The organism is Colwellia psychrerythraea (assembly GCF_000764185.1).
GTDB lineage: Bacteria > Pseudomonadota > Gammaproteobacteria > Enterobacterales > Alteromonadaceae > Colwellia > Colwellia psychrerythraea_B.
Map to the genome: position 1 here is coordinate 159,343 of NZ_JQEC01000011.1, position 22,828 is coordinate 182,170.

Here is a 22,828-nt window from a genome sequence, read left to right on the forward strand (position 1 = left end):
AAGCGGACACATGTCCAATCATAAATGTTAATCAATTCAGTTAAACAATCACTTATTACGCTGTAACCTACCAGTCCAAACACTAAAGACTTCCTTACAATAATCCTGTATAAACCACGCACTAAAGTTCACCTGGGTCATTTACAATTAGTAAAGGCGCGCTATGACAGTTACTCAATTTGACCCGAAACAACTCACAACACTAGAAACACCTATAAAGGTCATTGAAGAGCAGTCAACTACTTTCACCTCTAACGCTAGACAAGGTGAACAAAGTTCAGAGAACGCTGCAAAGATAAGCTTCGTAAGTCTCGATTGATCAAATAGCTTACGGCTTAAGCGCGTTTTTAAATTAATAAAATGATCGTCGTTATTTATTATCAATCATATACCATCTGACTTTTTAGTAATTTAAACTAACCTTTTTGTGGCCGTTGTTAGCCTTTCAAATGAATTAAAAAATGTCCACTTTTAGCTAACGGTTGCGCACAATTCTGAAAATTAGCCACAGCCATACTTATAGTCCCTTAAACATAGGAGCACTATCATGTATGACATGATTCCATACACCCCAAAAGCTAGCTGGAATAAAGGAAAACTGGTTGGTCAAAAACTTCCTCTAAAACTTGAGGAAATTTGGTCTATTAGAACAAGGCTTGATTTAGCAAATAACCTACGTGAATTAACGATGTTTAATTTGGCTCTAGATTGCAAATTAAGCGCATGTGATTTCATCAAGCTTAAAGTGATGGACATTGCTCATGGAGAAAACATCCAATCACGAGCATTGTTAATTCAACAAAAAACAGGAACTCCTGTTCAATTTGAAATAACAAAAAAAACTCGAACAGCTTTACAAAAATGGACTTTATTTCAATCACTTCATTCTAGTGATTATTTATTTGGAAGTAGAGTAAAAGATAATTTCCATTTATCGACTCGGCAATATGCCAGAATAGTAAAAAAGTGGATTGCTAGTATTGGCTTGGATGTAACATCCTATGGCACTCATTCAATGAGGCGCACTAAGGCTACTTTGATTTATAAAAAAACGACGAACCTGAGAGCTGTTCAAATTTTGCTTAGTCATACAAAGCTAGAGAGTACGGTTCGTTATCTTGGTATAGAGGTCGATGACGCACTTGAGCTATCTGAAACGATAGATATCTAATCGCAAATGACTTAGGAAGTATGGACGCTTCCTACCGCAGAGCGGTCCTAATTATTAGAATCATTACTCACACGTTTATGGCCATTATCTTCAAGAATAGCTGACATTAACAGTATTATTCTAAGGCTCTTTCGCCCCCATTGCGAGTTAGCAACTATAAACTTAAGGCTGAATTACTTAGCCACTACACTTGTTGTCGATTTGATCTAGTAGTTTCTCGAGTACGCAGCGGCGCTGTACTAGCCCTACCACTTTGCCTACCTCAACCACTGGCAATACCCGGCGATTCTGTTGGAGGAACTTATCCGCAACATCGACCAGGTTGGTATTGACACCGATCGATTCGACTTCAGTTGTCATCCGGTCACGAACTAACTCGCCGATGGTCGAGAAATAGCCTCCCATCAGCGCGCCGCGCATACAGTCAGCTTCGGACAGAAAGCCGATTAAGTTGTTATCGGCATCAACCACCGGCGCACCGGACATACTGGCGGTTAGCAGTTGGCGCAGGGCTACGATCACCCCACTCTCGGGGCGAAATGATAACGGTGAACGGTCCATGATGGTTTCAGCGGTAATAGTCTGCATGTAAGTCTCCTGAAGCGGTGGCTCGCTCGTTTGGGTATTGTTGATTATTATTTGTTGTCGAATGATAGTAGCAACAGCCGTGCCACCTATTCCATATGAGAATTAACTGTTTTATAACAAACAGTTAATTTTTTTATACAGCAAAAAAAATAATCACTCTCTGGTAATGTATAGCGATTAAAGTGTTGTAGGAGTCTTCCTTGCACCGAAATGGTGCTATCCGCCGAGGCGTGCATGGGAGGGGAAGACTAACCAGCAGTCATAAGAGAGTGATTGATGCTAACCACTGCCAATATTAATGAAAGTACGAAAAAAAGCACAGCAAGGCATGCACTTCGAGCAATTCTCTATTGTTACTAATGCCGCCGTTGCCGGACTTTGTGTCGCTTTATTACCACGTTTTTTGATTAAAAATGAATTACAACGCGGAGAATTACAAGTAGTTTGTAATAAAGCTGTGCATACAGAAGGTGACTATTACTTAGTGATAGCTAGTGAAAAAGTTGTAAATATAAAATAGCTAAAATTTATAACGAAAAAAGGCCTGATAAAATCAGACCTTTTTTATAAGTAAGTAACTAATATGAATTATGCCGGATTAGTTATTTTTTCAACGTCAATAGCGCATTGTTCTTTAATCTGTACTGCTTCTTCATCAGGATCTTCTATAACATCACCGTCAGGCAGCACTGCATTTAAAATCAGCGCAATTAAAGAGCCCGTAGTAATGCCTGAGGCTAAAATTATCTTAATGAACTCGGGTAATTGACTTAACAATTCAGGACGAACTGTTACCGCCATACCTGCGCCAATACTTACCGCGATAATAATACCATTTCTTTTGGTATGTTTAGTCTCTGATAAAATATTTACCCCTGCTGTGATGATCATGGCAAACATAACCAAACCTGCACCACCCAAAACTGGCAGTGGTATAGATACAACTAATGCACCAATAATTGGGAAAAGACCAGCAAGAATCAACATAGCCCCAGTAATCGCAACAACATAGCGACTCGCCACTCCTGTCATACCAACAATACCAACGTTTTGAGAGAAAGAAGAGAAAGGCGTGGTAGAAAATACTGACGCTAAAGCTGAACCTAGCCCGTCACATAAAATACCGCTAGATAACTTCTTACCGGTTAACTTTGTTTTAGTGACATTCGATAATGCTAAGAAATCACCGGTAGATTCAACGATAGTCACTAAGTAAGCAATTGACATGCCGATAATACCGCTAATAGGAAAGCTTAAACCAAAATGAAAAGGACTAGGTAAGGCAAATAAAGGCGCCTCTTGCACGGGCTTAAAGTCAACAAGACCTAAAGTAACACAGACAATAAAACCTACGATCATACCAATGACAACGGCTGCCGCTGACAAGATACCTTTACCGAACATAGACAACAGTACTACCATTGTTAAAACCAACATACCAATGGCTAAGTTAGGTAGTGAAGCATAACCTTCTTGACCTACTTGTCCACCAGCAAACCAATCAACCGCAACGGGGATTAATGACAGACCTATTAAAGTCACCACGGTACCGGTAACAATCGGCGGGAAAAATTTCCTGATGAATGGCATAAAGAAGCTACCGACGATCATCACTAGTGAAGCGACCAGAGCAGAGCCTAAAATTCCGGCAACACCATGCTCAAAACCAATGGCAATAGAGACACCAACAAAAGTAAAACTGGTGCCCATAACACAAGGTAATCTAATACCTACGGGACCAACACCTCTACATTGAATAATTGTAACCACACCGGAAACAAGCATTGCGGCATTTACCAGCACGACAATATCTTCTACGGGTAAACCCAAAACACCACCAACAACTAAAGGCACGGTAATTATCGCCCCTAAAGCAGCAAGTAAATGTTGTGCTGCAAGTATTAGAGATGTGCCTACAGGTGGCTTATCTTCAACTTTATATAGAATTTCCATCGTACCATCCGAATTTTTATTATTGTTTAAAGACGCTGAAAAACAGCGCGTTTACTACATTGTTGGTATAGTAATATCTCGATACTTCCACAAAGCTGACATAGTCGTCAATATTTTATCATTCCACAATGTGGATGAATATTTATAACAAAAACGATAGTTTTTATTCTAAATGCGAAGCACTTTCCTGAGCCATATAATTGTTATTTTGGATATTTAGTCATTTGAAAAAGCAACAGTGTAAGGTATGCCACGTTTAAATTCAGAACTTTTATCTTTATGATAATTAAGATAAATTAGTAACTATTAAGATGTATTCCCTGTACCGACGAGTCGAAAAACAAGTGACTTAAAGGAAGTTTATATGTCAGAAGTGGATATCAAAAAACTAATAAAGATGTATCGACTTATCTGCACAGGCGTTCTTGACCTATTTCTTATGTTCGCAATTGTCGCTGATGAATTCTTAATAAATAGCCCTACTCAGTCAACGCTTTGATCTAGGTTTGCCTTTATCAGCCGTTGATCCGAGCTTTATATGGCCTACGGTAATTTTGGGCTTAAATGTAGTACTTTATTTGCCTTTCTATTCTTTTTAAAAAGTCTTAATTGAAATAGTTAAAGCTAAATAACAACAAATAAAGCATCCTATAGCAATGTAAAAACAGTTAAACAAATACCCTCTATAAATTATGGATACCTATTATGAATTTAGATAAATCAACAAAACGTATTTCAAAAAGAGTTAAAAAGGGCTTTCAAGGTTATCCTCAAATTACCTTGGCTTATTTTGGTGAAACAACTGATTGTGCGTCAGAAGTCGTCGTGGGTTACATCTTAGAAGAAGGCGCAACGGTGCAAGAGCAGAAGTTTTCCAGTAAGGCTGATGCTAGAGCAGATGAAACCATACAAACAACATTATTGAAGATAATCGAACGAGCTGATGCAAAAACAGTCACAGAAATTGCAGGTGTTGCAGTTATCCAATGATACTAGTAAGTTAAACTACTGCTAACAGGGAAGTAATTTTTCAATTTAAGCATTAACAAGTACTTTTCATAGCTAAATACACATTTAGATGAATAAATTTATAGGGATATTATGAAATCATTTAACTTCTATAACATAACTAACTCGGCTTTTAAAAAACTCGGGTTTAGCTGCGCTTTCACTTTTGCAATTATCGCCAGCAATACCTTGGCTGAAGATAAATTACCTACTCAATTTACCGATGTTACTCTTGACTCAAAGTTAAAAATTGACTTTGAACCGGTCAATGACATGTTAGATGCTAATGTATTTAATATGGGACCATCTCGAAGAGTAAACGCCAAACGTCCCAGGGCTTCTATGGGTACTAAACTAAAGCGTGCTATTAGTGCATCGACTCATAATGAGGCGAATAGATTTACTTACGAGTTGATACAAAAGAATAACCATGAAGATAAAGTCACAGCAATTAAACTTTATCTAGAGTCCATTCCGGCTAAAACGTCACTAAAGCAATATAACAGAGCAGAGCAATTGGCTTACTGGCTAAACCTCTATAATATCACCGTAATTAATGAAATAGTAAAACGTTACCCAAGAATACGACTAAAGAAACTATTAACAGGCAGTAACTCACTGTTAGATGAAAAACTCATTAATATTGATGGTATTGAGTTAAGTTTAAATGACATACACCATGATATTTTATATAAGAATTATTATAAAAACCCACTGATCATTTATGGTTTATATCAAGGCAATATCGGCGGCCCCAACATTAATAAAAAAGCCTATACCGGAAAAAATGTTTATCGTTTATTAAAAGCAAATGCCACGGAGTTTATTAACTCGAATAGGGGCACCAATACAGATATGTTTAGTGAGTTAGAAGTTTCTAGCTATTATGCTCGCAATGCTGATTATTTCCCTGATTTTGAACATGATTTAAGATCCCATTTGCTACAGTTTGCTGATGAAAAAACCAGTAAAAAAATCGACCTGGCAGATGAGCTCACAGCAAACATAAATAATTGGAAAGTCACTGACTTATATGGCAGTGATAGGGTATTTGGTGGCGGTACAGCACCTGGCGCGGCAGGGATGTTAGGCTCAGGTGCGGACCCATCATTAACCCAGAAAGTAATGGAAGATGCAAATATGGGTAAAGGAGTTAACCTTACCGATACTCAAATCAGCCGACTTAGGCAGCTTATGAAAGTTAGAGCTAAAAACATCGGTAATACCTCGGTAACCGTAAATGATTTAGACGACTCAGAAGATGACAACTAAAAAATTAATTCTGATAAAGCGGCTCCCCCCGTTCTTCAGATATTTTTAAAGTGCAAGAAAAGCAGGTAACTCGATGTAGTCACCTGCTATTAATCACCTTAATATCTATAACTTATAAGTTGAATAATTAAGATCTAACTTATGTTCACACTCATTCTTATTTGACCTTTTTTATAGCTCATAGTTTGAACCAGCCTTAGAGCTGGTAGCGGTAAATAAAAGTACCAGCAGAGTTCTAAATACCATTCTTCGATATTAAAAGATATCTCTTAACTGTTACAGGCTCGTAAAACACAGAAAAGCAGATTAAGATTTTAAAGCCTCACCATAAAGCTCACTAACAAAATCAAGAAACGCTTTCACTTTGGGTATTTTAGCGCGATGTTTTGGGTACAGCGCGAAGACATCCACAGCTGCTGTGCCCCAATCTGGTAATATCTTAATTAACTTACCTGCTGCAACCTCACCACGGCTCATATAATCAGGCAACACTGCAATGCCTAAACCATCAACAATGGCTTGTTTAAGCATAACAAAATCATCAACTAATAACCTTGGCTGACAATCTAAGGTAAACGACAGCCCTTGCTTGGATAACAAGTTTACAGTTAAGTTTTTATTAACGCTGTTGCTGATTGGATTCATGATCAGTAATTGATGATTAGTCAGCTCTGCTACGGCCTCAGGTTTACCATTTTTAGCTAAATAAGCGGGACTGGCATATAAACTTCTAGAGACACTACCTAACTTTTTAGCAATAAGCATTGAGTCTTTTAATTGGCCGATGCGGATAACCACATCAAAACCTTCTTCAATAAAATCAACACGCCGGTTAACGAGGTTAAGTTGTACTTTCAACTCAGGGTATTGGTGCATAAACTTGCCCAATGCCGGCCTTAGAATTTGTTGCCCTGTGGCAACCGATGCCCCTACTTTTAACTCGCCGGCAAAACTATGGAAAAGTTCACAAACTGAAGCGGTCGCTAAATCAAGTTCATCATGAATGCGTTTGCAGTGTTGTAAATAACGTCGCCCTGCTTCTGTTAAATGCTGAGAACGTGTTGAACGCTCTAATAAAGTGACCTCAAGGTTTTGTTCTAAACGCGACACTTTCCTGCTGACATTGGCTTTAGGGATACCTAGCCTATCCGCTGCTAAAGTAAAGCTGCCCGTTTCAACCACGGCCAAAAACACCATCATGTCATTTAAATCATGTTCCATAAAACCTCCAAGATAAGACTTTCAATTTACCTTGTGTTTATTGTTGTTGATATTGAGATTATCTTATCAACTAAACAGTATTTATCAAACAATAACTAAGTCCTATTATTACAACCACTGAAACAACTTAAGCAATTAACAACATTCAAGGGAGCATCACATGCAAGTACTTAGCAGAAAATCACTACCTTTAGGTGGCTTTGCCGGATTAACTGAGCACAGATTAGTAACAGACAGACGCGTTTTTGGCGGTCGTAAAACACCAAATACTTTTGATGGTATTGGCAATTTTGTCTACCTTGCTGATGCACAATTTAATCCAGGTGGCGAAACACATATGCATCCACATAAAGAGATTGATGTTATTTCTATCATGATGACTGGCCGAGTAAGCCATGAGGGCTCTTTAGAGCATGGACAGAGTTTAAATGCAGGTGAAGTGCAAGTTCAGCGTGCTGGCGGTGAAGGTTTCTCACACAACGAAATCAACCCTGATAACACGAAAAACCGGATGTTGCAATTATGGGTATTGCCTGAAGAAGCAGGACAATCGGCTGGTTATAAACATTACACATTACCTGAAACAGGTGTTACACGAATATATGGCAGTAAAGGACATGAAGGTTCACAGGGGAAGCAGACTTTTGCGAGCAAAACCACTATTGATATTGTGCGTTTAACAGCAGGTGAATCAATTACCTTTAGCGAAGAAATTTTAGCTTATGTCAGTAAAGGTACTGCTGATTTTAGCGATGAAAATAATAGTTTTAAATCCGAAGATGGTGACTTAATTCGTAGCTTTAAAACTGAGATTACCGCCACAAGCGAAGTAGAGATTGTTGTCGTTAGCCAAGCTTAGTTAACGACTTAATATATAAAAATTAAAATTAAAATTAAACTAAAACAGGAATACATCATGAACAAATTTGCCGAAACATTAACAATAGACAACGCCGTATTAGCCATGATCGATCATCAAACGGGGCTTTTAGTTAGCTGCCGAGATCAAGACCCACATTTAATGACCGAAAACATTAAAGGTTTGTGTGCCATGGCTAAAGCGGTTGATATACCGACTGTAACCACAGCAAGTATGCCTGACGGTCCAAATGGTCCTATTATGCCAGAAATTATCGAGATATTAGGTGATGAAGTGATTGAACGTGCGGGTGAAATTAACGCGTGGAAAAGTCCTGAATTTAAAAAAGCTATTGAAGCAACAGGTCGTAAAAAGATCATCATGGCAGGAGTGGTTACTGATGTTTGTTTAATGTTCCCTGCCATATCAGCAGTAGCCGAAGGTTATGATGTTTACGCTGTTGTTGATGCATCAGGCACATGGAATGACGCAGTTGCTCAAGCATCAATTCATCGCATGAGCCAAGCCGGCGTAAAAGTGGCGACCTGGGCTTCAGTACTTGCAGAAGTAATGGATGATTGGCGCAGCGAAAAAGGCATGGAGCTGGGCGGAATATTAGGTCAGCATACGAGTTACCGCTGGGTATATAATAGTTTTGTACAAGCTAGCCAAGCTAAGTAAATGAGTAGCCATGTCGGGTAATAAGTAATTGCCCAACATGGCCAAAACTTTAATTATGCACTTATCTTTAACCATTAAGCAGGAGTCATTTATGAAACCACCCAATAAACACCTAATAGCACTAATTAACTATATTGCGCTTGTGCCATTGGTTTATTTCATTCCGCAGTGGCTTGGTCCGTTTTTACCCGCAAACCAATTGCTGCAAGTGTGTATTATTGTCGCGGTTATCGTGCCGATTATTTCTTATGTTGTTATGCCTGTTACCATGAAAATCCTTCACCGCAAGTCCAAAACGTAAGAAAAAAAATTAACCAAGTCAAATTTTAGTCATAAAAAAGAGCGCCTAATGCGCCCTTTTATACAAAGTATTATTTATAACTAGTTGATCAGTATACTAGTACTGTCAGCTAGTGCTCTTATTACGACTTTACTTTTGCTTCAGCTTCTTGAATTTTCACTTTCCAAATTTCAGGGCCTGTTACATGCGCTGATTCACCTGTACTATCTACCGCAACAGTCACTGGCATATCTTCTACTTCAAATTCATAGATAGCTTCCATACCCATATCTTCAAAAGCAACTACTCTCGCCTTTTTAATTGCTTTAGACACTAAGTACGCAGCACCACCAACAGCCATTAAGTACACTGACTTATGTTCTTTAATGGTTTGACAAGTCGCTGCGCCACGTTCGGCTTTACCGATTGTGCCTAACAGGCCAGTTTCAGCTAACATCATTTCAGTAAATTTATCCATACGTGTTGCTGTAGTAGGACCTGCTGGACCTACGGCTTCATCACCAACAGCGTCTACTGGACCAACGTAATAGATAAACTTGTTAGTGAAATCTACTGGCAGTTTTTCGCCTTTAGATAACATATCTTTAATACGTTTATGCGCTGCATCACGACCAGTTAAAATAGTACCACTTAGCAGTACCGTTTCACCCGTTTTCCATTCGCTAATATCAGCTTTACCTAAATCATCAACATTAACACGGCGAACATTTTCACCTACTTCCCAAGTAATTTCTGGCCACTCTTCAAGTTTAGGTGGTGTTAAATCAGCGGGGCCTGAGCCATCAAGATGAAAGTGTGCATGACGTGTAGCCGCACAATTTGGGATCATCACTACGGGTTTAGAAGCTGCATGAGTGGGCATGGAATTAATTTTCACATCAACCACAGTAGTTAAACCACCTAAGCCTTGCGCGCCAATACCTAATCTATTTACTCGGTCAAAAATCTCTAAACGTAACTCTTCTTCAGCGTTTTCTGGGCCACGCTCAATTAAATCTTGAATATTTACTGGTTCCATTAGGCTTTCTTTGGCTAATACACCTGCTTTTTCAGCCGTGCCGCCCACACCAATACCTAACATACCAGGTGGACACCAACCCGCGCCCATTGTCGGTAGCGTTTTAACTACCCAATCCGCAATAGAGTCAGATGGGTTTAACATCGCCATTTTAGCTTTGTTTTCACTACCGCCGCCTTTAGCAGCAATCATCACTTCAATTTCATTACCAGCCACCAAATCAATATGAACAACAGCTGGGGTATTGTCTTTAGTATTTTTACGCGCGCCTGTCGGGTCTGCCACAATAGAAGCTCGTAATGGATTATCCGGATTTAAATACGCACGACGCGTACCTTCATCAACCATTTGTTGTACAGTCATGTCAGTCTTATCCCACTGAACAGCCATACCGACTTTAACAAAACAGGTAACTATGCCAGTGTCTTGGCAGATTGGGCGCTTGCCCGTTGCTGACATGCGTGAGTTAATCAAAATTTGTGCGATTGCGTCTTTCGCCGCCGTTGATTCTTCTTTGTTATAGGCTTTTTCTAGTGCCTGAATAAAATCAATCGGATGATAATAAGAAATATATTGCAGTGCATCTTCAATACTGTCGATTAAGTCTTGCTGTTTAATGATGGCCATAGTGCTCTCTTAGGGACTGTTGTACTTTCAGGTTTAGCCTCTGTTGCCCTTGAAAATGTGGCAATCGAGGCATTTAATATAATGTTTGGTTGTTCCCAATGCATATTAAAAAACAAAGAGTGGCGCTTTTTCAAGCGCAACCCAAAGGGCTACGGCTAATTTTCAAGTTATCATCGTTGAAAATCGTTTAGGTAGAGTGACTACATCTACACTCTTTTCGCCTTGTTAACTCTAAAATTAGTCGATAGCAGAGACCAAATTGAAAGTTCAACAATCCCTAGCTTTAAAATTGCGAGGTTGAAAGTTATAATAACTCTATTGCCTATAATAACCTGCTATTGAAAGTGCTACCAGTCTCTTATGATTGATATGTACTATTTAATTAGCGAATACTTAAGTGAATAAAGCCTTGTTCAAGACTATCCCTGACACATACCAAGCCACTGTTATATCAGCTAAAGAATTGCCAGTAAAAAGTGGTACTAGCGCCGAATCAATATTTAGTCACTTTGCTGATCAACCATGGGCAATGTGGTTAGACTCAGGTAACAGTGATCATGTTGATAGTCGTTTCGATATTTTAGTATGGCAGCCTGTGGCTAGCTTAACGACAAAAGGCCCTAATACTGAGGTTTCCTTCGCTGCAAAAGATTTAACTGAAACAAGTACTGAAGATCCATTATTATTACTTAAAACTCTTCAGGCTAAATTATTTAACACTGCCGATAGTAGCCATGAATTCTTACCTTTTTTAGGTGGCGCCTTAGGTTATTTCGCCTATGATTTAGGCCGACGTTTTGAGATCCTTCCTAGTTTAGCTGAACAAGACATCAATTTACCCGATATGGCGGTCGGCCTTTATAACCGAGCGGTTATTTATGATAATAAGTCCGCAATATTCTACCTCGTTTGCCCTGAAGGTGATCGTAGCGAACTTGAAAAGTCACTGATTAATTTTACCAAGCGACCAAGTCAAACGAACACAAGTTCTTTTCAGTTAAATACTGCTTGGCAAGCCAATATGGATAAGACCAGCTATATTGAAAAATTTCAACAAGTGCAAGATTACCTATTAAGCGGAGATTGTTATCAAATTAATCTAGCCCAGCGCTTTAGTGCTCAATACCAAGGTGATGAATTCGAAGCTTACTTAGCTCTTAAAGAAGCCAACAAAGCACCCTTCTCAGCTTTCATTCGGTTAGATTGCGCTACCATTTTAAGTGTATCTCCCGAACGTTTTTTACAGTTGTCTCAAGGAAAAGTGCAAAGTAAACCAATCAAAGGTACCATGCCGCGCAGTGGCGATAAAGTTCAAGACGCAAAGAATGCGGAATTATTGAGGCACTCAATTAAGGATAACGCTGAAAACCTGATGATTGTTGATTTGCTGCGTAATGACATCAGTAGAAGTTGCCAAGCAGGTTCCGTAAAAGTACCTAAATTATTTGATATTGAAAGCTTCCCTGCCGTACACCATTTAGTGAGTACCGTTGAAGGCACGCTTTCTCCTGAAAAACATGCCACAGATTTACTTCGCGGTGCTTTTCCTGGCGGCTCAATTACAGGAGCACCTAAAATACGCGCCATGGAAATAATTGAAGAGTTAGAGCCACATCGCCGTAGTGTTTACTGTGGTTCAATTGGTTACCTGTCTAATTGTGGCACTATGGATACCAACATAACCATTCGCACCCTAATATGTCAGCCAACTCAAAAACCTGCTAACACTTATCCAAATGAGACTAAGACAATTCATTGCTGGGCTGGTGGTGGGCTAGTCGCTGATTCAACCGCGGAAAGCGAATACCAAGAAACTTTTGATAAAGTAAATTGCATATTACCGGTATTATCAAAACTCAATCAGGTGTAGGCTTAACTTATAGCAATTGCCATTAACTCTTTTATAATAAAGCGATAAGTTGTACGCCTATGACCAAAAATGAATTTTTAACTCGCTTTAATTTATTACAATTGGCTGAGTCTGAGCATAATTACCAGCACCCTAGTCCGCTGAGATCGGCCGCGGTACTTATCGCTTTGGTTGAGTCTGATAATGGCGGAGGTTTGCAAGTATTATTAACCAAGCGGGCCAGTCATTTAAAACATCACCCATCACAAGTGAGTTTTCCTGGCGGTAAAGTAGAGCCTGAAGACAAATCACTTATCGATACAGCCCTAAGAGAAGCTTTTGAAGAGATTGGCTTACCACGTGCAGCGGTAACCGTAGTAGGGCAAATACCGCCTTATCAAACCATTAGCGGCTTTCAAGTAACTCCCATCATTGCCATTGTCGCCAGTTCACTAGTTTACCAAATAGATAAAAATGAAGTGGCTGAAATATTTCAAGTACCCCTACAGCATTTTTTAACCTCCACTGACCACCATGTTTTTGTTGCCCATAAAGGTGGTAAACAACACAATGTGCACTTTTTACCTTATAAACACTACAATATATGGGGTGCTACTGCAGTTATGCTCAAAGATTTAGTCGCCCATATAAACTAATTATCTGTAGCCTTTGTTCAATAAAAAAATCTGGTTAGTGCATTTAGTTCTTTTTTAGTCGAATATTTTGTTTCTTTATCTAATAACTTTCAGCTAGAATTACCACCAACAAAAAACAATCGACAATAATTTCATTATTCTTAAAAAAACTAGTTATTATTTGGAAAGTAACCTAAACCTCCATATTTTATATAGAACAATCTTGTTTGTCTCGAGCTTTTGCTTGAACACGCTAGGGTCTATAATTAAAGAATAGTGTCAATTAACCAATTGGGCTCCCCCACTTGGTACTAATATAAGCAGAGCAAAGGTAAAAGTATGATCAGTGTATTTGATATGTTTTCTATTGGCATAGGTCCATCAAGCTCACACACAGTAGGCCCGATGAAAGCAGCAAAACTGTTTGTTGATGAATTAGTTAAGCAAGAATTATTGACTAAAGTCGACAGAGCTAGATGTGAACTGTTTGGCTCATTAGGGCAAACAGGCATCGGTCACGGTACTGGTAAAGCGGTTATTTTAGGCTTCACCGGCCAAACACCAGAAGGTATTCCGGTAGAGTCAATAGAAACGACCTTAGCTGAAGTAGTCGCGAGTCAAAAGATATCACTTAATGGCACTCATGAAGTGGACTTCCCTAAAGATGACGCTATTGTCTATCACAGAAAAAAAACGCTGCCTGCTCATGCCAATGCCATGACTTTATATGCATATAAAGGTGATACTTTATTATTAGAGCAAACTTATTACTCTATAGGTGGTGGTTTTATTGTTGAAGCTTGTGACTTTGAACAAGAGAAAGATAAGGCCTTATCCCTACATAACAATATTAATCGTCCACATATTTTCAGCTCTGGTGATGAGTTATTAGCCTTAGCCTGCACTAAAGGTTTAAGTTTTAGTACCATCATGATGGAAAACGAAAAGTGCTTAAACGATGAAGCAACTATACGTACTAAATTAATTGAAATTTGGCATGCGATGAAAGCCAGTGTTGATCGCGGAATGAACACCGAAGGTATTTTACCTGGCGGCTTAAAAGTAGCTCGCCGTGCCCCGGGTCTTTATCGCTCTTTAATGGTCGAAAAATCTAATGATCCACTAACGGCAATGGACTGGGTTAACTTATTTGCCATGGCAGTAAATGAAGAAAATGCTGCCGGTAGCCGCGTAGTCACCGCACCAACAAACGGCGCGGCTGGTATTATTCCAGCAGTACTTTGTTACTACGATAAATTTGTAAAACCGGTTAGTGATGATGATTGTATTCGTTACTTATTAACCGCTGCAGCGATTGGTATTTTATATAAAACCAATGCTTCAATTTCTGGCGCGGAAGTAGGCTGTCAGGGTGAAGTGGGCGTAGCTTGTTCGATGGCCGCCGGTGCATTAACTGAAATTATGGGCGGCACTGCCGTACAAGTTGAAAATGCGGCTGAAATAGGTATGGAACATAACCTTGGTTTAACTTGTGACCCTGTTGGCGGCTTAGTTCAAGTTCCCTGTATTGAACGTAATGCTATGGGCTCAGTCAAAGCAATAAACGCATCACGCCTTGCCCTGCGCGGTACTGGCACACAAAAAGTTTCTTTAGATAAAGTCATCAAAACCATGTGGGAAACAGGTAATGATATGAAAACTAAATATAAAGAAACCTCACGTGGTGGTTTAGCGGTAAATATAATAGAGTGTTAATTTTTCGCTAACGGCTCGCTAATTTGACGTTAAATAGAGACTAGCTAAGCTAGCTGTTATTTACGAAAAACAGCTATTCATGTAAAAGCCCTAACAATAATATTGTTAGGGCTTTTTATTCATATCACAAAAATTAATTGCACAGGCATTCGTTAGCTTACAGTTCACTAAATACTAAAACTCACTTAATGAAAATCTATAGCTGAACTGTCACCTCCGCCGCCAGAATCCCCCCAGGTAATTACAGAGCCATCTAATTTAATAGCGACAAAAGCCCTTCTATTACTATAAATAATGTCTACATTGGTAAGATCTGTTTGCACTGCTGAGCTATCTCCACCCAAACCGGCAGTGCCCCATGCAACGACCGAACCGTCAAGCTTAATGACCGCAAAAGCACCATAAGTACCGCTGATAGTTTCTACATTGGTTAGCTGAGCTTGTACTGAGCTACTATCTCCGCCATAGCTGGCATCCCCCCAAGTAACCACTGAGCCATCATTTTTTACGGCGGCAAAGGCATAGGCTGATCCTAATACCATTTTTACGCCGTTAAGTTGTGCCTGAACCGTACTACTATCACTACCATAACTAGTATTGCCCCAGGTAACTACTGAGCCATCTAATTTCACTGCCGCAAATGCTCCATCTGTAGACGAAATAGCAACTACATTTGTCAATTGAGCTTGTACGCTGCTGCTATCCCCTCCCAAAGTGGAGCTACCCCAAGTGACCACTGAGCCATCAGGTTTTAATGCGGCAAAGGCATAATCAGTAGCAACAATTTCAGCCACATTGGTTAACTGTGCTTGCACAGTGCTACTATCACCACCCCACCAAGAATAGCCCCAAGTAACAACAGAGCCATCCGACTTTAATGCGGCAAAGGCACTAGAAGTACCGGTAATACTTTCTACATTGGTTAATTGTGCTTGGGCCGCAGAGCTATCACTGCCTTCACCAACTTCTCCCCAAGTAACCACAGTACCGCCAGCTTTAATTGCTGCAAAAGCACTACTAGTACCCGAAATTTTTTCTACACTCGTCAGTTGTGCTTGCACAGCTGAACTATCGGCCCCTTTAACTGCATCCCCCCAGGTAACCACTGAACCATCACCTTTAATGGCCGCAAAGGCGCGGTCGGTCGAGCCTATATCTATCACACCGCTAAGCTGAGCCTGTACCCCAGAGCTGTCTGCACCATAGTTACTATTGCCCCAAGTAACCACTGTCTTGTTGGTTTTTATTGCTGCAAATGCAGAGCTACTGCCAATCACTTTTTTAACACTTATAAAAACCGATAAACTAGCGTCATTGCTGCTAATAGCATTTAAATTTGCACTTATGGTACTAGTACCTGTGGTAACCCCCTCAGCTAAGCCGCTAACTATAGTTGCTACGCCGGTATCACTACTTAGCCAATTTACTGAAGCAGTAAGGTCAACAATACTTGAATCACTATAAGTACCCATCGCTGTATATTGCAGAGTATTACCATCAATAATCGTCGCGCTACTCGCGCTAATTTGAAGAGATGATAATATCGCCGCCGTTACCGTTAAGTCTGCAGTGTTACTTTGAATACTCAAATGATTGGCTGATATAGTACTTCCGCCGGTATTAACACCTACGCCAGTGCCTGCGACTATAGTTGCAATACCAGTATCGCTACTATTCCAGCTTACGATCGCAGTAATGTCGACAGTACTACCATCAGAAAAAGTACCCATCGCGACAAATTGCTGATCATTACCTTTAGCAATACTACTCATATTTGGAGTAAGGGTAATTTCTGTTAATACTTCATCATTAATGGTTAAACCCAGCACATTACTTACTACACCTGAGTGACTAGCGCTTACGGTGCTTGTGCCAACAGCTTTGCCAGCAGCTAAACCACCGGTAATGGTGACAATACTGGTATCACTACTTAACCAACTGACTTGCGTAGTAATATTTACGCTACTACCATCACTGTAATCACCTATGGCTTGGTATTGCTCTGTTAGCCCATTGGCAATACTTGAATTGTTTGAGCTAATATTGATGGCAACTAATGTTGCTGAGGTAATAGACAAGCTAGCAATATTACTCTCTACAGTATCTAAGCTGGCAGTGATACTGGTGTTTCCTAATGTGACACCTTGGGCATTTCCATCAACAACTGTCGAAATATTGATATCACTACTTAACCAACTAACAGCATTGGTAATATTGAGGGTGGTAAGATCACTATATATGCCAATAGCTTGATACTGCTGTTCAAATCCTATTGCAATAGTGCTATCAGCGGGCGTAACTTGAATAGCTGTTAATATTGCTGAAGTGACCGTAAGCACTGTTTCGTTACTATTAATGTCTAAGTGTTGCGCCGTGATAGTACTATCACCAACATTGTTCGCTAAAGCTGAACCGGCTAAAATAGTGGCAATCTCTATATCACTACTTAACCAAGTAGCCACATCGGTAATGTCTATTGTACTACCATCGGTATAAGTACCAAGTGCTAGATATTTAACCGTATTACCGAGCGGTACAACGTTGCTAGCTGGAGTTACTTGTATTTCAGTTAGTTGAACAGTTGTCACAGTTAATTCTGCAACATTACTGATTAATGATTCATAATAGGCACTAAAGCTGACTTCACCCTCTTTATTTGCCAGACCAAGACCAGCGCCATCAATACTTAGCACTGCACTATCACTCACTTGCCAAGTTACTTTCTCAGTTATATCACTAACAGTAGTATCGCTATAATTTGCCATCACAGTGAACTGAATACTGGTACCGAGAGGAGTTTGTGTTTTACTTGGCGTTACTTGAATTGAAGTGACGGTAGCTGAAGTAACAGTAAGCTCTGCTAAATTGCTGGACAAACCATCAAGAGTGGTTTGAACTGTTGATTCACCTTCGACACTTCCAACAAGGCTGCCCTCTTCATCCATGATGACAACATTTTCATCACCAATAAGCCAGTCAACCTGCTGGCTAATATCTTCAGTCGTATTGTCAGAGTAGATAGCCAGTGTTTGGTACTCTTGATGTTGACCTTTGGCAATACTCGATATCGCCGGAGTAAGTTGTAATTCAGTTATTACTGCTGAAGTAATGATAACTTGGCTGGTATTACTTTTGATATAAGCTGAATGCGCTCGAATAGTAGTAGTGCCGACATTACTCCCAACCGCTAGACCTGAGTTGCTAATCGTCGCAGTATCACTGTCACTACTTGTCCAGTCTACTTGATCTGAAATATCCTCTGAACTACCATCTCGGTAGATACCCGTAGCAATATATTGTTGGCTACTTCCTTTAGCAAGGGTGACTCCAAGACTACCACGTGAGTTCACTTCAGCGGGTGAGATTTGAATAACAGCGAGAGCTGAGGGACTGAAGTCAACACGATGACAGCCCAGCAATAACATGAAACAAGTAAAGTAAACAAATATATAGTAAAAATCCTTTAAAAACAGCTGCATAGTAAAGATTCTCGCTAAGGGTGACTTTAATAACTTCAAAATAAATATTAAATTACATCCTTATATCATTTCATTACTTCCTTATTACATCTGTATATATATCATACATTTTTGCTATATCATTATTTTTTTTATTCTAGTTTTCTAATTTTACAAAACATATATATAAATAGATCAGTTCATTTACATTATAACAGCCAAGCTAAAAAAGACCTGCAGCAAAAACTACGGGTATTTCATTATAGAATCGTCAAAATATCTTATTACCAAGCTACCTTTCGATAATCAATAATTGATAGTAACTAGTTAAAGGTTATACTGATAGCCAACAGAAACGGTTAACGGTTTACTGACCATACCGAGCTATGCATACGGGTAGCGATGTAAGATTCATAGAATAAATTATCAATACTAAACCGTACTTGCTGATTTTGAGCAACGTCGTAACTGGCAACGAAATCCTCCCCTCTCTGCACATCTCCCAAAAATTCTGTTTCAAAACGGTTACAGGTGCTTAGTGTTAGCTTGATACAGAACAAGAAAGCCAAAAATAACAGGCTTGAAATAAGTTACATGCGCAGGTATTAATTAATCATGGTGAATAAAGTACACAGTTAATGGCACTTTCGTGCAATTAACTTATCAGAGTATTATGTTGGCTAATCTGCGTTAACTTATATTTGTGACTATGATACTAATATGAAGTGAATATATAGGTTTATACCCAAACAACCTTAAGATGTAGGATTCAGCTGGAATTAGACACGCCTTTAAGCAAGACATTTTCTAATAAACCACATCCATGTTGCGCCCCTGTCGAAATCAATAACGATAGATAAGAAGTATCTAAACCAACAGTATGGGGCGAATGAACAACGAATTTTCATCGTCGCGTATGCAATTAAGGGAGTATCCATTAATTGCATACGCACCTTGATTATGAGTTGAACGCCGTCCTGAAACGTGCATTTTGAAGTAGTTTAGGAATACGAGTATCAACTAAACATAATTATTTGTACTATTGACAGAAAACAACATATTTATTTTCTAACGTTAGCAAGGCAAGCAACAATATGATTAAATTTTTTACACACCTTACTCTCCTTGTCATTAAAGTATTACTACTATTAACGTTAACAAGCTGTCATGACTACGAAAACGATCAAGTACCTCTTGTGGTTGAAGAACCTCCTGTGGTTGAAGAACCTCCTGTGGTTGAAGAACCCCCTGTGGTTGAAGACCCCCCCGTGGTTGAAGAACCTCCCGTGGTTGAAGAACCTCCCGTGGTTGAAGAGCCACCCGTGGTTGTAAATGTTGCCCCTATAGCCAGTGAAGTAATCATTACCCCACCAACTCAACCCAACAATAACATCAGTGCTAGTTATACCTACTTCGATGAGCATGATATTGAGGGTACGAGTTTATACTCATGGTTAATTGATGATATTGAACTCAATAATTCATTAAGCTTCACCCTGCCTAATGACAGTGAAGGGGGGAATTTAACTTTTTGTGTTACCCCCATTGCTGCAGCTGGGGAAGAAATTCAAGGCATTAAGGTTTGTACTGATATAACTATTACCGGAGAATATTCAAAGCCCTCTGCTGAATTGATAGTACTAACTGACTCAATTACTACAGGTATTGAAATATCTGCAAGTTATTCATTTATTGATGAAAATAACAGGCTTGAAGGTCAAAGTATTTTAAATTGGAAGATAGATGATAGCGACTTTAGTAGCGATGAACATATTACCTTAGCTGCAAGCCATCAAGGAAGTTTACTTTCTTTTTGCTTAACTCCTATAGCTATCTCTGGAGAAAATGCCACTGGTGATGTTGTTTGTAGTGAAGAAGAACTTATCAACGCTAAAGCAGGGACGGCGCCAACAATAGATAACTTGCTGTTAGTTAACTTTGCCAAGGCAGGTAATAACATGTCGGTATCCTATGACTACGTTGATGCTGACAACGACTTAGAAAACAACACAAGCATCAATTGGCTTATTGATAGTATCGAAGTAAGCAACAGTGATACCTATACACTTCCTGATGATAGTGCAGGCAAGGCATTATCTGTATGTGTCACACCTTCTAGCATAACGGGAATACCTACTGATGGAACGGCTCAATGCACTAACCAAATGATTGCAGATATTGTTATTACGGGTGAGTTAGAGTTGCATCAAATAATCTCTTTAGCCATTACGGGCTATAGCTATAACGGCGTAACTTGGCGGATATTACACCCAAGTTACTCGCCAGTAAGATCTACCGATGATACTTCTTTCACTATTACGGGTACTAGTCCAATAGAAGAAGCAAACTGGCTAGTAGGCCATGATCTTGAAGTTTGCATTGATACTATTGAGGCGGGCGAAATTTGTTTATTGGCTTCTGAGCAAGCAACCACTGATATATCTGGTGGTTTACCAACTGAGTTAGATGCTGATAATAAAATAACTAAACGCGTCATTTCACCAGTAAGCTTTATTGATTTAACCATATCAGGTGTCACAAAAAGATTACATCGACCATTAAACGTTACTGAATCAACATTATTAAATATTAGCTCTGCTGGTGCCGTGCCATTACATAATGGAGAATACACTGATGTAAATACTTCTATTGTTTGGGCAATTTACGATTGGCAAACGGCAACGGATAGCTGTGTAAACCAAAGTATGAACTTACCTGTTCAAGGGGTCAGCGATACTTCAGATGCCTTTGGCTTACACCAATTCTATAATCAAACGGCTATTAATTATTCACAGTTCCCAAACTCCTACATTACCAGAGCTATGGGTTGGCCTGGTATCTATTTTAGGTCATCCTCTTTTCATTCCGCCGGTAAGCATTATGATTATTACTTAGTCACCGGTAGTGATGACTTTATCAATGACAATACCGCTGAAGGCGCCTCATGTTTATCAACATTGCCTTAACTAAGCCTCAGCTAATCCATCACTAAAACATAAACCATAGCTATTAGTTACCTCAGAGGTAGTTAATAGCTATGACTCGTAAGCTTTCCCCGAATAAGTACAGGCTATTTCCTTTCATCGTTAATGTTTTTCTGGTTCAACCGAACTTGTTGGATAGCTAAATAGTACACGAGCCTTAGCCTTAAGACCTTTAGCATTAAAAGCCGTTTTAAACATATATAGCCACTGATGAAAACTAATATACAAGGGGTTATTGGATTCTATTTGGCCGATAATACCGTAGCGACACGGACCATTTTTTTCAGCATTTTCTTCCATATATGTACCAAACAATTTATCCCAAATAATTAATACTCCGGCAAAGTTCTTGTCTAAATACGCTTTATTAACGGAATGGTGCACCCGGTGATGTGAAGGGGTATTGAATATTTTTTCAAACCAACCGAGCTTATAAATAATTTCGGTATGAACAAAGAATTGATAAGCTAAGTTAAGCGCAACCACAGTGAAAACAGTATTGGGATCAAAACCGATAATTATCATCGGCAACCAAAAAATCCACATTCCTGCTAATGGATACATCAAGGATTGTCTAAAAGCGGTGGAGAAGTTCATTTTAGTTGAGCTATGATGCACTACATGGGCTGCCCATAACCAATGAATATGATGTGACGCTTTATGAAACCAATAGTAGAGAAAGTCTTGCAATAAAAAAGCGATACAAACGGTAGTGAAACTGAGTGAAATATCAAATACAGCAAACTGATGTAACCAATAAAAAAATGGCATCAACAGTAATAAAGCAATGGCATCAGAGCCTTGATGCATAAGTGCTAAAGCGGTATTTGCCATGCTGTCTTTAATATCATAAAGTTTGCGGTGTTTAACAAATTCATAAATAATAAAGCCGACAAAGATCGGGCTTAATGCTAATAAAATGATTTCAATACTCATGCTGGCTTCCCTGATGAAGAATCAGCTTTTGAAGCCTTCTCGACTAAACAGTTATCACTTGCAACGTTTTCGCTGGCAGCCTGGCTGTCGGAAAAGTATAGTGCTAATTTTTTCATCGAATTTTTGATATCTCGGCCAACAAAAAATTTCAACAAAAAGTCAGGTAACCATTTTGGTCCATTAAACTGAATCACATAATCAAGTTGTGTACTTTGATTGGCAATCCCCTCTGCAATTAACTGAGTTTCTGATAAGTGAATATCACCTTGATGCTCAGAAACAGGCCCTTTGCCAACGATGCGATAGCAAATATGCATATTACTGGCACTAATAATCTCCTCGTTAAAGACTATTTTTCCGATAGCTATTTGACGAATAGCGCCCTTGCCACCTAATAACTCGCCTTTATTTTGTGGTTTTATTAAGGTTATTTTGGCATTAAAAAATCGGTCTAGCTGTGCATGATCTAATAAAGCTTGGCTTACTTGCCCCAAAGGAGCAGCTACTTGTTGTTTCACTACAATGGTAATCATATGTCCCACCAAAAATAT

19 protein-coding genes are annotated in these 22,828 nt (G+C 39.3%); 12 read left to right on the top strand and 7 right to left on the bottom strand.

Annotation, left to right across the window (positions count from 1 at the left end):
* Positions 1-163: 163 nt before the first annotated feature.
* Both GAB14E_RS24725 and GAB14E_RS17390 read left to right on the top strand, forming a co-directional pair.
* Positions 164-319, top strand: coding sequence for a hypothetical protein (locus tag GAB14E_RS24725; protein ID WP_197061158.1), 156 nt, complete (start codon positions 164-166; stop codon positions 317-319).
* Between the two features lie 228 nt (positions 320-547).
* Positions 548-1,171, top strand: a complete 624-nt coding sequence (locus GAB14E_RS17390) for a tyrosine-type recombinase/integrase (RefSeq protein WP_156115663.1) — start codon at positions 548-550, stop codon at positions 1,169-1,171.
* Positions 1,172-1,348: 177 nt separating this feature from the next.
* Here GAB14E_RS17390 and GAB14E_RS17385 read toward each other — a convergent pair whose 3' ends face one another.
* The gene (locus GAB14E_RS17385) at positions 1,349-1,759 is read right to left on the bottom strand and encodes a CBS domain-containing protein (protein ID WP_033081169.1); all 411 of its coding nucleotides are present in this window, start codon (positions 1,757-1,759) and stop codon (positions 1,349-1,351) included.
* A gap of 298 nt (positions 1,760-2,057) precedes the next feature.
* Here GAB14E_RS17385 and GAB14E_RS17380 point away from each other — a divergent pair, with 298 nt between their 5' ends.
* Positions 2,058-2,279, top strand: coding sequence for a LysR substrate-binding domain-containing protein (locus GAB14E_RS17380; protein ID WP_033081170.1), 222 nt, complete (start codon positions 2,058-2,060; stop codon positions 2,277-2,279).
* Positions 2,280-2,347: 68 nt separating this feature from the next.
* On the opposite strand, the gene GAB14E_RS17375 is transcribed toward GAB14E_RS17380, so the two are convergent.
* Positions 2,348-3,712 (bottom strand): nucleobase:cation symporter-2 family protein, encoded by a 1,365-nt coding sequence (locus tag GAB14E_RS17375; protein ID WP_052093497.1) that lies wholly within the window; start codon positions 3,710-3,712, stop codon positions 2,348-2,350.
* A 705-nt stretch (positions 3,713-4,417) separates the two neighbouring features.
* On the opposite strand from GAB14E_RS17375, the gene GAB14E_RS17370 reads away from it, so the two are divergent.
* Together GAB14E_RS17370 and GAB14E_RS17365 are read left to right on the top strand one after the other, a co-directional pair.
* Positions 4,418-4,702 (top strand): hypothetical protein, encoded by a 285-nt coding sequence (locus tag GAB14E_RS17370; protein WP_033081171.1) that lies wholly within the window; start codon positions 4,418-4,420, stop codon positions 4,700-4,702.
* Positions 4,703-4,813: 111 nt separating this feature from the next.
* Positions 4,814-5,992, top strand: coding sequence for a DUF547 domain-containing protein (locus GAB14E_RS17365; RefSeq protein ID WP_033081172.1), 1,179 nt, complete (start codon positions 4,814-4,816; stop codon positions 5,990-5,992).
* 306 nt (positions 5,993-6,298) lie between these two features.
* Here GAB14E_RS17365 and GAB14E_RS17360 read toward each other — a convergent pair whose 3' ends face one another.
* The gene (locus GAB14E_RS17360) at positions 6,299-7,213 is read right to left on the bottom strand and encodes a LysR family transcriptional regulator (RefSeq protein WP_033081173.1); all 915 of its coding nucleotides are present in this window, start codon (positions 7,211-7,213) and stop codon (positions 6,299-6,301) included.
* Positions 7,214-7,373: 160 nt separating this feature from the next.
* Between GAB14E_RS17360 and GAB14E_RS17355 the strand changes: the two genes are divergently transcribed.
* From GAB14E_RS17355 to GAB14E_RS17345, 3 genes are all read left to right on the top strand, one after another.
* A complete protein-coding gene (locus GAB14E_RS17355; protein WP_033081174.1) occupies positions 7,374-8,072 on the top strand; it encodes a pirin family protein in 699 nt (232 codons plus the stop codon).
* Positions 8,073-8,129: 57 nt separating this feature from the next.
* Positions 8,130-8,753 carry an isochorismatase family protein gene (locus GAB14E_RS17350; protein ID WP_033081175.1) on the top strand — a complete coding sequence of 208 codons (624 nt, stop codon included), beginning with the start codon at positions 8,130-8,132 and terminating at the stop codon, positions 8,751-8,753.
* A gap of 91 nt (positions 8,754-8,844) precedes the next feature.
* The gene (locus GAB14E_RS17345) at positions 8,845-9,054 is read left to right on the top strand and encodes a hypothetical protein (RefSeq protein ID WP_033081411.1); all 210 of its coding nucleotides are present in this window, start codon (positions 8,845-8,847) and stop codon (positions 9,052-9,054) included.
* 121 nt (positions 9,055-9,175) lie between these two features.
* On the opposite strand, the gene GAB14E_RS17340 is transcribed toward GAB14E_RS17345, so the two are convergent.
* Positions 9,176-10,699, bottom strand: a complete 1,524-nt coding sequence (locus GAB14E_RS17340; RefSeq protein WP_033081176.1) for a fumarate hydratase — start codon at positions 10,697-10,699, stop codon at positions 9,176-9,178.
* 397 nt (positions 10,700-11,096) lie between these two features.
* Here GAB14E_RS17340 and pabB point away from each other — a divergent pair, with 397 nt between their 5' ends.
* From pabB to GAB14E_RS17325, 3 genes are all read left to right on the top strand, one after another.
* Positions 11,097-12,569: an aminodeoxychorismate synthase component I gene (pabB, locus tag GAB14E_RS17335; protein ID WP_052093498.1), complete on the top strand. Its 1,473-nt coding sequence runs from the start codon at positions 11,097-11,099 to the stop codon at positions 12,567-12,569.
* A gap of 59 nt (positions 12,570-12,628) precedes the next feature.
* A complete protein-coding gene (locus GAB14E_RS17330; protein ID WP_033081177.1) occupies positions 12,629-13,204 on the top strand; it encodes a CoA pyrophosphatase in 576 nt (191 codons plus the stop codon).
* A 318-nt stretch (positions 13,205-13,522) separates the two neighbouring features.
* Entirely contained in the window at positions 13,523-14,899 is a 1,377-nt protein-coding gene (locus GAB14E_RS17325) for an L-serine ammonia-lyase (protein ID WP_033081178.1), read from the top strand.
* Between the two features lie 185 nt (positions 14,900-15,084).
* Here the strand turns inward: GAB14E_RS17325 and GAB14E_RS17320 are convergent, their stop codons facing one another.
* Positions 15,085-18,324 carry an Ig-like domain-containing protein gene (locus tag GAB14E_RS17320; RefSeq protein ID WP_033081179.1) on the bottom strand — a complete coding sequence of 1,080 codons (3,240 nt, stop codon included), beginning with the start codon at positions 18,322-18,324 and terminating at the stop codon, positions 15,085-15,087.
* 1,127 nt (positions 18,325-19,451) lie between these two features.
* Between GAB14E_RS17320 and GAB14E_RS17315 the strand changes: the two genes are divergently transcribed.
* Positions 19,452-21,323 (top strand): hypothetical protein, encoded by a 1,872-nt coding sequence (locus GAB14E_RS17315; RefSeq protein WP_033081180.1) that lies wholly within the window; start codon positions 19,452-19,454, stop codon positions 21,321-21,323.
* A gap of 120 nt (positions 21,324-21,443) precedes the next feature.
* Here GAB14E_RS17315 and GAB14E_RS17310 read toward each other — a convergent pair whose 3' ends face one another.
* Positions 21,444-22,277, bottom strand: coding sequence for a sterol desaturase family protein (locus GAB14E_RS17310; protein WP_033081181.1), 834 nt, complete (start codon positions 22,275-22,277; stop codon positions 21,444-21,446).
* Entirely contained in the window at positions 22,274-22,810 is a 537-nt protein-coding gene (locus GAB14E_RS17305) for an SRPBCC family protein (protein WP_081967727.1), read from the bottom strand. Before GAB14E_RS17305 ends, GAB14E_RS17310 begins: the two co-directional genes overlap by 4 nt.
* Between the last annotated feature and the right edge of the window lie 18 nt (positions 22,811-22,828).